This is a genomic window from Bacillus cereus group sp. BfR-BA-01311 (assembly GCF_022664295.1).
Taxonomy (GTDB): domain Bacteria; phylum Bacillota; class Bacilli; order Bacillales; family Bacillaceae_G; genus Bacillus_A; species Bacillus_A cereus.
Genome location: NZ_JAKUHC010000011.1, coordinates 20,530 through 34,336 on the forward strand (window position 1 = coordinate 20,530; position 13,807 = coordinate 34,336).

The window sequence follows — 13,807 nt, forward strand, 5'->3', positions numbered from 1 at the left end:
TATACATTGAAGGGGAAACGCTGCATGTTATTAAAAACAAATCGAGCAAAATGGATTGGATTATTTGTTGGAATCATTGCAGTCGTTATTTGTATTTGGGGAAGTATTATTTTCGGATATACAAATACGAGTTGGAAACTAGCATTGGATGCTTTTTTCCATTTTAACGGTTCCAATGAACATATTATTATTCAAAATGTACGTCTGCCTAGGGCGTTAATTGCAGCTAGTGTTGGTGCTAGTTTAGCCATTGCTGGTTGTCTTATGCAAACTTTAACGAAGAATCCACTTGCTTCTCCAGATTTTATTGGATTAAATTCAGGTGCTGCGTTCTTTATAGTTGTAGCAATTGTAATCTTTTCAGTAACATCATTATTAGCTTTCACATGGATTGCTTTTTTAGGAGCGGCGGTTGCAGCTGTACTTGTATTTGCTTCTAGTTCTTTAGGAAAAGAAGGGACTACTCCTCTTAAGTTAACGTTAGCAGGGGTCGCAATTAGTGCGTTATTTTCATCATTAACACAAGGATTACTTGTGTTAAATGAAAAAGCACTTGAAGAGGTATTATTTTGGCTTGCTGGATCTGTGCAAGGGAGAAAGTTAGAAATTTTACAATCTGTATTCCCATATTTATTAATAGGATGGATTGCATCTCTTATGATGGCAGGGAAAGTAAATACATTGATGATGGGAGAAGACGTCGCGAAAGGACTTGGACAACGAACAATTTTAATGAAATCATTCGTGTTACTTATTATTGTACTGTTGTCTGGTGGTTCAGTTGCGGTTGCTGGCCCAATTGGATTTATTGGAATTATTACTCCGCATTTTGCGAGATTTCTTGTTGGAGTTGACCACAGATGGAGAGTGCCTTATAGCGGATTGTTAGGTGCAATACTACTAATATTGGCTGATATAGCAGCAAGATATGTCATTATGCCACAAGAAGTACCAGTAGGAGTTATGACAGCATTTATTGGAGCTCCATTCTTTATTTATATTGCACGTAAGAGAGGGCTTAGCAAATGAAGAAATATATTCCGTTTCGTATAGGAAAAGGTGAGCTCTCGTTTTTAATGTATAAACGAGCTTGTCTCGTCTTGTTAAGTTTACTAGTTGTTTTAATAGGATTATTCTTTGCGAGCGCAGGTATGGGGGACATGAAAATTGCTCCTTATGACGTATGGCAAGCAATTACTGGAAATGGCGATGCGATGTCAAATATGGTTGTAAATAAGTTTCGTATGCCACGTATTTTAATTGCTATCCTCGTAGGAATTGCGCTTGCAGTAGCGGGCTGTATTTTACAAGGGCTTGTTCGAAATCCACTTGCTTCTCCTGATATCATCGGGATTACGGGCGGGGCAAGTGTTGCAGTTGTATTATTTTTAGCGCTATTTAGTGATAAAAATAATGCGCTAACTGTAAGCATTCATTATATGCCGTTAGCAGCTTTTGCAGGAGCAACGATTGTAGCGGTTTTTGTATACTTATTTGCATGGAAAAATGATGGATTATCACCAATTATTCTCGTTTTAATTGGTGTTGGATTTTGGGCATTAACGAAGGCGGCAACAACATTATTTATGTTGTTAGCACCAATTTATCAAGCGAGCCAAGCGAATGTATGGATTACGGGTACCGTTTATGGATCTTCTTGGCAAAATGTTATGGTACTTGCACCGTGGGTTCTCATTTTAACGGTAATATCATTTATAGCTGCTAGACATTTAAATGCGCAAGAGCTAGGGGATGATATTGCGGTAGGACTTGGTGTTCCTTTAACGAAGTCACGCGTATTCATGTTATTACTTAGTACGGCTTTAATTGGGGGAGCAGTTGCCTTCGCCGGAGGGATTGGATTTGTCGGTTTAATGGCACCTCATATTTCACGAAGGCTAGTTGGTTCTTTATACGGTGCATTGCTCCCAGTTGCAGCTATTGTCGGTGCAATTCTAGTACTTGCTGCAGATTTAATAGGGCGTACAATTTTCACACCACTTGAAATTCCAGCAGGGGTATTTACATCAGCGATTGGTGCACCTTATTTTATTTATTTACTTTATAAAAGTCGGAATTCATAAAGGGAGATGAATATGCAAAAAGCATTGGAGACGAAACGCTTGACGTTGTCTTATGGTGAAACAATTATTATTGATGAGTTGAATTTAGAAATTCCAAAAGGTGAAATTACAATCTTTATCGGTTCCAACGGTTGCGGGAAATCAACTTTATTACGTTCACTAGCTAGATTATTAAAGCCAACAACTGGTGACATTTTGTTAGATAATCAAGCTATTCAAAGTATGCAAACGAAGCAAATTGCTCGTCAAATGGCAATTTTACCGCAAGGACCGCAAGCACCAGAAGGGCTTACAGTATTGCAACTTGTAAAACAAGGACGCTATCCATATCAAACATGGCTGAAACAGTGGTCAGAAAAAGATGAGGAAATGGTACAGAAGGCACTTGCAGCAACAGGTATGACAGAATTTGCTGAGCGTGATGTGCATGCTCTTTCAGGTGGGCAGCGTCAACGTGCTTGGATCGCAATGACACTTGCACAAGATACAGATATCATTTTACTGGATGAGCCAACTACATACTTAGATATGACTCACCAAATTGAAGTGCTAGATTTATTATTCGAATTAAATGAAACAGAACAAAGAACAATTGTTATGGTATTACATGATCTGAATTTAGCATGCCGCTATGCAGATAACATTGTAGCAATTCAAGATAAACAAATATATGCACAAGGTAAACCTGAAGAAGTGGTAGATGAGAAACTAGTACGTGATGTATTCCGAATGGAGTGTCAAATTAGTACGGATCCGTTGTTTGGAACACCGCTTTGTATCCCTCACGGAAGAGGAAGACGTGTAGTTAAAGAAGTTGCTCAGGCAATGAGATAAAAAAACGATGAGTGATTCATCGTTTTTTTTATTTGGTACAAGAAAATAAGAGGAAGAGAGGAATACGTAAGCGACGTTTATACTCTTCTTCATCTTGAAAATAGGTTGGATTTGGTGTAGCTTCTTTTAATGATGTAATGGTAAATCCGGCTTGCTGTAATAATGTGAAATACTCTTCCGTTGTACGATGATATTTAATAACTTCTTGCTCAATCCATGGTTCAACCCGTTTGCCTAGTTTAAAGTAATCATCGACGAGCCAACTCGTTCTTTTACCACTTGTTTGTAAGCTTTCAAATGAAGAAGTAATAACGGGATGTTGAACGCTAAAGGTAAAGGTGCCATTTGTTTTTAAAGTTTGAAATACATTTTTAAAAATAGTATCAAGATGTTCAATATAATGTAAGGCGAGTCTAGATGTTACTAAATCAAAAGTGGAAGAGGGGTAGGTATAATCTTTGAGGTTTAAAAAATGAACAGATCCATTTTTATTTTCTAGTTGTTTTTTAGCTTTTTCATACATAAGTTCGGAGCCTTCAATGCCGGTGTAAGAGTAGCATCCCTTCTCTAATAATTCCGCGCCAAACTTAGCATCACCACAGCCTAAATCGAGAATTTGTGTTCCTTGTACATGACCAATGAGCTGAAAGAATACTGGTTTTTCAATGGATTCATTTGGGCTATTTTCTCGGTATCTTCGTTTCATATATTGTTCGAAAAATGCTGTGTTATTGTATACATCAGATTCTGTAAATGCCATGTTTGAAACCTCCCGAAATATTTTTTTAATTCTATCAAATATGAAAAGTAAATGATAGATTTATTGTAATGAATCATATATAATCTAGAATTGTAAGCGGTTACTTTAAACTATTTTTCTATAATAAATTCTGAAAACGTGTTAAGCTAGTAGAGGGATTATTAGAACTATTAAGACAATAATCCGCTTACATGAACGATGGGAGGCTTCACGATGTCTAGTAAAACACTTGCGAAATTTTTAGAAGAAAATTTAGAGGATTTAAAATCAAAGGGGCTTTATAACGTAATTGATCCGCTTGAGAGTTCAAATGGACCGATCATTACAATTGGCGGAAAAGAATATATTAACTTATCTTCAAACAACTATCTGGGATTAGCAACAGATAGCCGTTTGCAAGAAGCAGCAATTGGTGCTATTCATAAGTACGGTGTTGGAGCAGGGGCTGTTCGTACAATTAACGGTACTTTAGATTTGCATATTAAGTTAGAAGAAACAATTGCAAAGTTTAAACATACAGAAGCAGCAATTGCTTATCAATCAGGATTTAACTGTAATATGGCAGCGATTTCAGCTGTTATGGATAAAAATGATGCGATTCTTTCAGACGAATTAAATCATGCATCTATTATTGACGGTAGTCGTCTATCAAAAGCAAAAATTATTGTTTATAAACATTCTGATATGGAAGATTTACGCCAAAAAGCAATCGCGGCGAAAGAATCAGGTCTTTACAATAAATTAATGGTAATTACAGACGGTGTCTTTTCGATGGATGGAGATGTTGCAAAACTACCAGAAATTGTTGAGATTGCAGAAGAGTTAGATTTAATGACATACGTAGATGATGCACACGGTTCAGGTGTACTTGGAAAAGGTGCAGGAACTGTAAAGCACTTCGGTCTTTCTGATAAAGTTGATTTCCAAATTGGTACATTATCAAAAGCAATTGGGGTAATTGGTGGATATGTAGCAGGGAAACAAAACTTAATTGACTGGTTAAAAGTTCGTTCACGTCCATTCTTATTCTCTACAGCATTAACACCAGCTGATGCAGCAGCTTGCATGAGATCAATTGAAATCTTAATGGAAAGCACAGAGTTACACGATCGCTTATGGGAAAATGGCCGCTACTTGAAACAAGGATTAAAAGAACTTGGCTTTAACATTGGGGAAAGTGAAACGCCAATTACACCTTGTATTATTGGGGACGAAGTATTAACACAAGAATTTAGTAAACGTCTAAATGAAGAAGGTGTATACGCAAAATCTATCGTGTTCCCAACTGTAGCAAAAGGAACAGGGCGCGTTCGTAATATGCCTACAGCAGCTCATACGAAAGAAATGTTAGATGAAGCAATTCATAAGTATGAAAAAGTAGGAAAAGAAATGGGCATCATTTAAGTAACGACATCTTTTGAATAGCTTGCAAATGAGGAGTGGGGAAAATGAAAAAAATTCTAGTAACCGGTTCTTTAGGGCAAATTGGTTCTGAACTAGTAATGAAACTTCGTGATGTATACGGCGCATCAAATGTTATTGCAACAGATATTCGTGAAACAGATAGTGAAGTAGTAACGTCTGGTCCATTTGAAACGTTAGATGTAACAGATGGACAAAAACTACATGATATCGCAAAGCGTAATGAAGTAGATACAATTATTCATTTAGCAGCTTTACTTTCAGCAACAGCAGAAAAAAATCCGTTATTTGCATGGAATTTAAATATGGGTGGACTTGTAAATGCTCTAGAAGCAGCTCGTGAATTAAACTGTAAGTTCTTCACGCCAAGTTCTATCGGTGCATTCGGTCCATCGACGCCGAAAGATAATACACCGCAAGATACAATTCAGCGTCCTACTACGATGTATGGGGTAAACAAAGTAGCAGGAGAATTACTGTGTGATTATTATCATCAAAAATTTGGCGTAGATACGCGCGGTGTCCGTTTCCCAGGTTTAATTTCTTACGTAGCTCCTCCAGGAGGCGGAACGACTGATTATGCAGTTGAAATTTATTATGAGGCGATTAAAAAAGGTGCATACACCTCATACATTGCTGAAGGAACGTACATGGACATGATGTATATGCCTGATGCTTTACAAGCGATCATTTCATTAATGGAAGCTGATCCAAGTAAGCTAGTGCATAGAAATGCATTTAATATTACAGCAATGAGCTTCGAGCCAGAGCAAATTGCAGCGTCAATTCGTAAACACATTCCGACGTTTACAATGGATTATGCAGTAGATCCAGCTCGTCAAACAATCGCTGATAGCTGGCCAAACTCTATTGACGCAACAGCAGCAATGAAAGAGTGGGGCTTTAAAGCAGAATACGATTTAGACAAAATGACAACTGACATGCTGACTAAGTTAAAAAAAAAGCTCACAGCTGAGTTAGTGATGAATTAATAGGAAGAGTCGATTCTTAGGAATCGGCTCTTCATCATTTTTGAAGGGAGAGAAGTCTAATGCAAAGAGTTGATGTCGTATATGCACTAATACATGACGAAGAAACAGATAAAATATTAATGGTACATAATGTAGAACAAAACGTTTGGTCATTGCCAGGTGGGGCTGTGGAAAAAGGTGAAATATTAGAGGAAGCACTAATAAGAGAAGTGAAAGAAGAGACAGGTTTAACTGCTACGTTAGGTGGACTTGTTGCGATCAATGAAAAATTCTTTGAAGAATCAGGGAATCATGCGCTATTTTTTACATTCCGAGCGAATGTAGAAAAAGGTGAACTTATTGCGGAAGATGAAGGTGAAATTTCTGCAGTAGAGTGGGTGGATCGAACAATTGCGAATGAGCGCTTCCCATACTATGACGGAGGATTTGAATATTTGTTAGAAGTAGCCATTCCATACAAGTTTCAACCAGAAACAAAGTAATTGAACGAAAAAACAGGAGCCACAAGGCTCCTATTTTCTATTCAATCGTCTTCAGTAATAATTTTTTCAGTAATGGTTTAATCTTCAGTCGTAAATCTTCAGCGTGATTTGCAACTAAGAAGTGATGGTTATAAATGTTTTTCATCAATTGATAAGTTGCTTCTTTCGCTTCGCCTTCTTCGATGAAGATACCGATTACTTCCATACCACTTTTACGCGCGAGTTTAACAGCTTCATGCGTATCTAAAATTCCGTCTTGTTGATAGTCTAGCGCAGAAGGCTCACCGTCTGTGAAGACTAGTAAGAATTTATGTTTCTCAGGTCTTTTGGCAAGCTTTTCAGAAACGATACGAATAATATATCCGTCGCGGTTATCTTCTTCTTCACGAAGTTGCATAATTTCTGGACCAACGTTTGGTAACGTTGAGTTTTTATAATTTACAACTTCATGGATAACGTTCGGCTTATCTTCAGGTTTAGCGCTAGAGGCATCTTCCCAAAATCCGCTAATAGCGTGCGGGATTTTTAAAGATTTTAAAGCTTCATGGAATAGTACAACACTCTTCTTCGTTTCTTCCATTTTGTTATACATAGAACCAGAACAGTCAACTAACAGTTGGAATGCAACGTCGAGCTCTTGTGATTCTTGCCCTTTTTTATAAAACATGCGAGGCTGCTTTTCAGTATAAATACGAAGGAATTTCTTACGAAGTCTTCCGTAATATTTATCACTATTTGCATTCGTTTTATTTTCAATCGTTTTTTCGATAATTTTCTTTAATTCTTTTACATCTTTATTAACGACTGATTTGATAGCTTGGTAATCCTTTTTCTCATCAGGATTTGGTTTACGTGCTTCTTTAAATGTATGAGAAGCGCCAGTGTTATATTTACCATATGCACCATCATTTTGACTAGAAGCGTGTGAAGCCCTTGCTTCTTCTGTATCAGCGCCATCAAAGTTGGATTGTGTACTTTTTTGAGAAGTACCTTGTACAGAACCAAGTGCTTGGTCGCCATCTTCTGATTCACGAGCAGTATCGCCCATCATGTTTGTTTTTGTTCCGCTTTCTAATTCAAAGCGTAAAAAGTTCTCGTTTTCGTTATTTTTATTTTCACGATGCCATGTGGAGAAACTTTCATCCATTTTGTTTTTATTTTCATCGTCATCTATAAGCTGCGTATCATCATTTGCTAAATCTTCGACGCGACAGTTCTTTTCGTCTGCAAGAACAGATAAATAAAGCGGTGCATGTCCGAAATAGTTGTTAAGCATATCACTTTCAAGAAGCTCCTCTAAGCGGTAGCGAATTTTCTCAACGATATACATAATATCTTCCGTATTACGAGCTTGGAATGTTTCATGCAAAATAGCTTCAATTTGTTCGAAATATTCATTATTAAACATTTCATATTTATCGCTCGTTAATGAAAGATAGCATAGGCAAAATAGACGATCACCGTGATAGTTACGAACGCGATTGATTTCATTTTGTGAGCTAAAGTAATTGCGATACATTTCTTTTCTTCTTTTAAAAACATGCTTCGTGCCAGGACGTAAGTTCTTTACAATTTCCTCAACGCGTAAATCTTCTAATAGAACAAATAATTGTGTTAAAAACTTTTTTAGGGGCGATTCTTGCAATTCAATCGCATAAGAACGAATTAAAGTCATGTCCGAGTAATGTTTATTACCAAGTGCTTTTAAGAACACTTCGCTTTTTAATCCGATTACTGTATCTTCTTCTTTTCGATCATCCCAAAAGTGACTAATGACAACTTTCTTTTCAATTTCGTCGTAGTATGCTTTATAGCCATATTCAAGATAGGCATCGTCTTCTTTTAGAAGGGCATACATTAAGTTTTCCATTTGTAGAAACAGCGACGCATCAATTTTTTTGTCACTAAAAATTTGTCTCATAAATTATCCCTCAAAGAAATAACTTTCTGCTAATTCACGGACAGTCATTTGTTCTGTTTCATCATTAAGTTTTGCAATTATGCTTCGTTCAATCGCTCGCATAACAGGAATATATACACCTAAATCACATGCGTCGATAATGCCACGAATACTTGCCGCTTCTTCACTTACACGTCCATCGCGAGCTAAAGGCATAAGGTCGCTTGCAAAGGCAACGAACTTTTCAATTGTTGCAACATCTTTTAATTTTGATTCTGCTAATAATAATTCTTTTAATGTATCACCTTGAATGTAAGGAACTTCAATAATAACGAAACGGTTTTTTAACGCTTCGTTTAGTTCACTTGTTCCAACGTAACCTTCGTTAATCGCAGCAATTACACGGTATTCGTCATCACCGTATACAACCTCTTGTGTAAATGGGTTTGTGATCATTTTACGGTAATCTAATGCGCCGTGAAGAAGTGGTAACGTTTCAGGTTTTGCCATATTGATTTCGTCAATATATAGGAAGTGACCGTTCTTCATTGCTTTCATAAGAGGACCGTTAACGAATGAAACTTCAGATGCACCATCTTTCGTTTGTAGTGTGTTGTATCCTAAAATACCCTCTACATCTAAGTCGACAGAGCAGTTAATGCTATGCATTGGTTTTTGGAATAAAGAAGAAAGAGTTTCCGCTAGTACTGTTTTACCACTACCAGTCGGTCCTTTTAATAGAATGTTCTTGCCAAGAAGAAGTGCTGTAATCGCATCTTCAATAATGCTATTATCAGACGCTTTATATATTTTCGTTCCGATTAAATGTGCGTTTTCACCAGCTTCTTGCTTATTCTTTTCATGAATCGTAGAAAGCTGTTGTTTTAAATCAGCATGTATATGAAATTGTTCTAACATGTATTTCCCACCTAACATTATTTTCATAAAGTAATACATCTTATGATAACTTGTTTTAATATGGTATGCAAAGAAAAGGAAGGAGGATAAAGGGAAAAGAAAAAGCAATCAAGATGAAGTTGATTGCCTACAGTAAAGGAGAAATGAGCCTCATGAAAGACTCCAATATGCGTTTTTTTATACTTCTTTTTTGGAAAGAGTTCCATTTAATTTCAGTTGAATGTTTAAAATCTTCTTCAAAATCACGTTTAATATCGTGAACTGTTTTTGATTCATAAAGTACACTAATAATTTCGTAATTCAATTCAAAGCTACGTACATCCATGTTCGCTGTTCCAATAGTTGCAATTGTATCATCAACGAGTACAATTTTTGCATGCATAAAACCATCTTTATAACTGTAAATAGAAGCACCAGCTTTTAAAAGCGGAGTGAAATAGGATTGAGATGCTTGATCACTAATGATGCTATCACTTTTACCTGGATATAAAATCCGTACATCTATTCCGGCAATTGCACTTAAGCGTAATAATGTTAAAGTTTCTTGATCTGGAATAAAGTAGGGTGTAGCGATCCAAATGGATTTTTTTGCAGAGCCCATAACAGCTAATAATGTATTACGAATACTTTTATCATCGGAGCTTGGTCCGCTTGCTACGATTTGAACAGCACCTTCTGCATTTGAAATCTCTTTACCTGGGAAGTATTGTCTATTCATGAATTGATCCCAGGAATAAGTATTTAAACCACTAGAGGCATAGAGCCAGTCTTCTAGAAAGATTGCTTGTAATTTATATAATGCTTTTCCTTCTATTTTTAAATGACTATCACGCCAAACAGGAAATTTCTTGGAACGGCCAAGATATTCATCACCGACATTGAGTCCTCCGGTAAAACCAATTTCGCCATCTACAATAACAATTTTTCGATGGTTACGATAATTGACAGTTTCAAGTAACCAAGCTGAAAAAATAGGGTCAAATTCTACAATTTCAATCCCAGCTTCTTTCATAGGTTGCAAAAATCGTCGTCTTAACGTATTACTTCCAAGGCCATCATAAAGGAAGCGTACAATAACACCATCTTTTGCTTTTTGTATTAAAGCATCTCGAACTTTTGTACCAATTTCATCAGATTTATAAATGTAGTATTGAATATGTATATGATGTTTTGCTTGCCCTATAGCTCGCAAAATTTCTGAAAATGTTTGATCTCCGTTTGTTAAAAGTTTTGTAGTTGTTTTATCTGCAGCAGGACCGCCTCCAAATTTTTGTATGACTTCTGTTAAATGTATGGAACGTTCATTTAGTGGGACTGTGAGTAATAACTCTAGTCTTCTTCCTTCTAATATTTCACGGAATAATTTTCTTTGTTCTTCTGAACGATGGAGATGTTTTTTTCTTCTCCAGCGGCTGCGCCCGAAAATAGCGTATAATAGCACACCTATAATAGGAAGAAGTGCTAATACTAAAAACCATGCTAATGTACTTTGTGGAGATCTATTTTCTATAAAAATAACGAATGAAATTCCTACGATTGTGATGGACCATAGAGCACCGACAAATGTATATAACGAGATATACGATGTATTTAATAGGAACAGAACGATAGATACAATTGTAAATATTAATAGTAATTGAACGATGGGCTTCTTCATTTCTATATAATTCCCCTAATCTTTTTTCAATATAGACTTCTTAAATAGAAGATGTAATATGACATCTTTATTATAAGGTGTTTTGCTTTTTTTACAAAATATAGACATTTCACCTATACTTTCCGCATTTGTCCTACATACAGTGTACTATCCCATTTTTTATCCCACTCTTAACGCATATGAAAATGAAAAAATCGAAAAGGAGCGGAGAAACATGAATTATATAGAAAATAATGGATTGTATTATCGAAATCATCATGGAGGACACAATCATGGTGGACATCATCACCATGGAGGACACAATCACTATGATCACCATCATCATCACGGAGGCGGATGGGGCTGGGGTGGTGGTAGTTCATGGGGAGGCGGATTTTTCCCTGGAAGCTTTGCAGGAGGAGTGTTAGGCGGACTGACAGCTGGTGCATTAACAGGTGCAACAAGTGGAGGGTATTATCCGGCTCCATATCCAGTAGCTTATCCGTCGCCATACCCTGTAACGTATCCAATGCCATACCCAGGTTATCAGCAAATACCATATTCGTATTAAACTAAAAAAGAGGCTATCCTCTTTTTTAGTTTAATACGGTATTTATTTATAAAATACTTCCAAAATTAAGGTGAAAATATGTTAATATTTTGTTATTGTAATTCAAAAACATATACATTGATGTAGAGTTTTATATTATTATTCGTGAATAGTTATGTAGTATGTTCTAATTTCTATTTCGTTATTAAAAACAAAGAGATCAGATGTGAGTGGTATTAGTTGGAAACAAGGCTTGCATAGAGCCACTTAAAGGGATTGCAGTATAATAAGGTACGAAATAATTAGGGAGATGAGAAGCTACTATTTATAATTAGAACGGTATAATATTGCTTTTTATTACAAATAATATTATGTTATTTTAATCGGTCTATTCAAAAAGATAATTTATGTAATGGGCTAGTATTAGAAAATGAAATATCTCTATTTCTATGAAGAGAAACAGGTTGTGTTTTAGTCAGATAGAAGCAAGGAGAGATGCGCATGCTAGAACAGAGAGGTCATGCATTATATGACTCTTCATTGCGAGATTTAAAGTTAGCATTAGATGAGTCTTCAATTGTTGCAATTACAGATCGAAAAGGTCTTATTACATATGTAAATGATAAATTTTGTGAAATCTCTAAATACAAAAGAGAAGAATTAATTGGAAAAGATCACCGTATTTTAAATTCAGGACATCATCCAAAAACCTTTTTTCAAGACTTATGGAAACGTATTTTGAATGGGAAAGTATGGACAGGTGAGATTCGGAATCGAGCAAAAGATGGTACATATTATTGGGTCAAAACAACAATTGTTCCATTTTTAAATGAAAAAGGAGAGCCATACCAGTTTATCGCAATTCGAAATGATATTAGTAGTAGAAAAGAAGCGGAACATAGATTGCGGCTAAGTGAAAGTCGTTATAGGGAACTTGCCTATCATGATGCTTTAACGAGTTTGCCTAACCGTTTACAATTAATAACGACCGTTAACGAATTGATTGCAGATAAAAAAGAATTTGGTATGATTTACTTTGATTTGGACCGTTTTAAATTAGTAAATGATACATTAGGTCATATGATAGGGGATTTACTTTTAAGTGAAGTTGCTTCAAGGTTGCATTATGTACTAGGAGAGAAAGATGTTCTGGCTAGGCTAGGTGGCGACGAATTTGTGCTGTTAACAAAAAATCATAGACAAGAGGATATGAGTCAGTTAGCGACATCTGTGTTGTCATGTTTTCAGGCACCATTTATGCTGGAAGGCCATGAAGTATACATTTCAGCTAGTCTAGGACTTTGTTCTTATCCACAAGACGGACAAGATGTGGAAACGTTATTGAAAAACTCTGACTTAGCTATGTATAGTGCAAAAGAACAGGGGAGAAACGCTGCGTGTTTCTTTACAGATGAGCTACGCGCGAAAATAAATCGTAGAATGAAAGTTGAGTTTGCTTTGCAAAAGGCAATTCGTGATGAAGAGTTAGATGTAGCATTGCAGCCTATTATTGATTTGAAAACGAAGAGATATTCTGGTATAGAAGCTCTAGTACGTTGTATGACAGAAGACGGACCTATTTCACCAAGCGAATTTATCCCTGTAGCTGAAGAGTCTGGACTAATTATAAAACTAGGAGACTGGGTATTAGAAAAATCATGTCGCTTGTTTAAAACATTGCCGAATTATCAAGAAGGACTAAAGTTATCTGTGAATTTATCTATACAACAATTAATGCAGAAACGTTTTATTTTATCAGTACGTAGCATTTTAAAGAGAACTGGTTTTCCTCCGAACCGTTTAATATTAGAAATAACGGAAAGTATTGCAGTCCGCCATTTTGATTATATTATTGCTACATTACAAGAATTAAGAAATATGGGTGTTTTAATTGCTTTGGATGATTTCGGAACTGGCTATTCTTCCTTATATTATTTAAAACAACTACCACTGGATATTGTAAAAATTGATCGTAATTTTATTCGTGAATTTCATTATGATCACGCACAACCAGAACGAACGATTGTAAAATCCGTTATTGAAATTGCTCATAGTTTAAATTTAGCAGTAGTTGCTGAAGGAGTAGAAACAGTAGAGCAAGAGAGTTTGTTACAATCAATGAGCTGTGATTATGTACAGGGATTTTATTATGCGAAACCTTTATCTGTAGGAGAACTAAAAGAAAAGTTAATTACAGATTTTTAATAAAAAAGAGAAGCCAGCAGCTTC

General features: G+C 36.0%; 12 protein-coding genes. 8 read left to right on the forward strand and 4 right to left on the reverse strand.

The window, feature by feature from the left end; genetic code table 11:
- Nucleotides 1-24: 24 nt before the first annotated feature.
- From MR136_RS21530 to MR136_RS21540, 3 genes are read left to right on the forward strand one after another with little or no spacing between them, the layout of a single operon-like run.
- Entirely contained in the window at nucleotides 25-1,029 is a 1,005-nt protein-coding gene (locus tag MR136_RS21530) for a FecCD family ABC transporter permease (RefSeq protein WP_017673739.1), read from the forward strand.
- A complete protein-coding gene (locus MR136_RS21535; RefSeq protein ID WP_000760056.1) occupies nucleotides 1,026-2,084 on the forward strand; it encodes a FecCD family ABC transporter permease in 1,059 nt (352 codons plus the stop codon). Before MR136_RS21530 ends, MR136_RS21535 begins: the two co-directional genes overlap by 4 nt.
- A gap of 12 nt (nucleotides 2,085-2,096) precedes the next feature.
- Nucleotides 2,097-2,918, forward strand: coding sequence for an ABC transporter ATP-binding protein (locus tag MR136_RS21540; protein WP_001167962.1), 822 nt, complete (start codon nucleotides 2,097-2,099; stop codon nucleotides 2,916-2,918).
- 28 nt (nucleotides 2,919-2,946) lie between these two features.
- Here the strand turns inward: MR136_RS21540 and MR136_RS21545 are convergent, their stop codons facing one another.
- Nucleotides 2,947-3,678 carry a class I SAM-dependent DNA methyltransferase gene (locus MR136_RS21545; RefSeq protein ID WP_242259589.1) on the reverse strand — a complete coding sequence of 244 codons (732 nt, stop codon included), beginning with the start codon at nucleotides 3,676-3,678 and terminating at the stop codon, nucleotides 2,947-2,949.
- Nucleotides 3,679-3,891: 213 nt separating this feature from the next.
- Between MR136_RS21545 and MR136_RS21550 the strand changes: the two genes are divergently transcribed.
- Genes MR136_RS21550 through MR136_RS21560 form a run of 3 tightly spaced genes read left to right on the forward strand, consistent with a single transcriptional unit; the run spans nucleotide 3,892 to nucleotide 6,574 of the window.
- Nucleotides 3,892-5,082, forward strand: a complete 1,191-nt coding sequence (locus MR136_RS21550; RefSeq protein ID WP_017673738.1) for a glycine C-acetyltransferase — start codon at nucleotides 3,892-3,894, stop codon at nucleotides 5,080-5,082.
- Between the two features lie 44 nt (nucleotides 5,083-5,126).
- Complete coding sequence (locus tag MR136_RS21555; protein WP_065223137.1) at nucleotides 5,127-6,092, forward strand: L-threonine 3-dehydrogenase; 966 nt, start codon at nucleotides 5,127-5,129, stop codon at nucleotides 6,090-6,092.
- A gap of 59 nt (nucleotides 6,093-6,151) precedes the next feature.
- Nucleotides 6,152-6,574 (forward strand): NUDIX hydrolase, encoded by a 423-nt coding sequence (locus MR136_RS21560; RefSeq protein ID WP_001189941.1) that lies wholly within the window; start codon nucleotides 6,152-6,154, stop codon nucleotides 6,572-6,574.
- A 37-nt stretch (nucleotides 6,575-6,611) separates the two neighbouring features.
- Here the strand turns inward: MR136_RS21560 and MR136_RS21565 are convergent, their stop codons facing one another.
- From MR136_RS21565 to MR136_RS21575, 3 genes are all read right to left on the reverse strand, one after another.
- Entirely contained in the window at nucleotides 6,612-8,495 is a 1,884-nt protein-coding gene (locus MR136_RS21565) for a vWA domain-containing protein (RefSeq protein WP_001248875.1), read from the reverse strand.
- A gap of 3 nt (nucleotides 8,496-8,498) precedes the next feature.
- Nucleotides 8,499-9,392, reverse strand: a complete 894-nt coding sequence (locus MR136_RS21570; protein WP_000892971.1) for an ATP-binding protein — start codon at nucleotides 9,390-9,392, stop codon at nucleotides 8,499-8,501.
- Nucleotides 9,393-9,519: 127 nt separating this feature from the next.
- Nucleotides 9,520-11,049 carry a cardiolipin synthase gene (locus MR136_RS21575; RefSeq protein WP_017673737.1) on the reverse strand — a complete coding sequence of 510 codons (1,530 nt, stop codon included), beginning with the start codon at nucleotides 11,047-11,049 and terminating at the stop codon, nucleotides 9,520-9,522.
- Nucleotides 11,050-11,263: 214 nt separating this feature from the next.
- Here MR136_RS21575 and MR136_RS21580 point away from each other — a divergent pair, with 214 nt between their 5' ends.
- Together MR136_RS21580 and MR136_RS21585 are read left to right on the forward strand one after the other, a co-directional pair.
- Entirely contained in the window at nucleotides 11,264-11,599 is a 336-nt protein-coding gene (locus tag MR136_RS21580; RefSeq protein WP_017673736.1) for a hypothetical protein, read from the forward strand.
- A 480-nt stretch (nucleotides 11,600-12,079) separates the two neighbouring features.
- Entirely contained in the window at nucleotides 12,080-13,783 is a 1,704-nt protein-coding gene (locus MR136_RS21585) for a putative bifunctional diguanylate cyclase/phosphodiesterase (protein WP_017673735.1), read from the forward strand.
- The last annotated feature ends 24 nt before the right edge of the window (nucleotides 13,784-13,807 follow it).